The 875-nt window shown below is 36.6% G+C and carries 1 protein-coding gene; it reads left to right on the forward strand.

Annotated features, from left to right (window positions below; all coding sequences use genetic code 11):
• The coding region (locus D7D25_RS17710) for an outer membrane beta-barrel protein (RefSeq protein WP_148038991.1) at positions 1-842 on the forward strand (842 nt) is incomplete at its 5' end.
• Positions 843-875: the final 33 nt, after the last annotated feature.

An 875-nucleotide genomic window follows, 5' to 3' on the forward strand; every position in this document is an offset into this window, starting at 1 on the left:
CAAGTGTTGAAGATAATGTGAAAAAGAAATACCATAATATCTTTCCATCCTTTAAAATCTCATATTCCGACAAGGGAGTCAACAATTCATTGTCGTTCTCCGTAAGGACGCAACGGCCGCAGTTGTCCTATCTGAACAGTAAAACCTATTATCAGAACCGATTTATGCATCAACAGGGAAATCCGAAATTGAAACCTCAGACATCATACATCTTACAGTGGATATCCGGATACAAATTCCTGAATTTTACTGCCAGTTACACGAGGACGGATGATTTTATCTCAAGCATTTTCACAAATCCCGAAGACGGACAAAATATTATTATTTCGACATGGGATAATTTTGACAAGGCGTGTTTCCTGAGGACAACACTTAACCTGAGGCATACTTTCAATAGATGGACATCATCATTGACGTTGGGCTTTATTAAGCCCTATATGAAAAATGAATACAAAGGAACGACCACAACATACAATAAACCGAATTATTATTTGAGCAGTAATAATTATTTCAAATTACCGTCCGATTACACGTTTTCCGTAAATTATTATTACAATCATGGCGGCAGCCAGCGTATTTTTGAATTCAAACCCTTCCAATCGTTAGATATAAAAATTCAGAAACCGTTTTTTAATGAACGGTTAAGTGTTGATATAGGAGCAAAGGATATCTTTCGTAAATTAAAATACGAAGAAAATGCGCAATTTAATAATGTCCGTTTCTATCAGATCGAAAATTACTCTCCGTGGAATTTTTTTATCGATGTCATTTACAGGTTTAATCAACAAAAAGTCCAGTATCGCGGTAAAAGCGCCGCCCGGGATGAAATAAACAGGTTATAGTGTATGTCGTTCCCCTTCACCAAACAACCCGAC

The organism is Proteiniphilum sp. X52, from assembly GCF_003712195.1.
Taxonomy (GTDB): Bacteria; Bacteroidota; Bacteroidia; order Bacteroidales; family Dysgonomonadaceae; genus Proteiniphilum.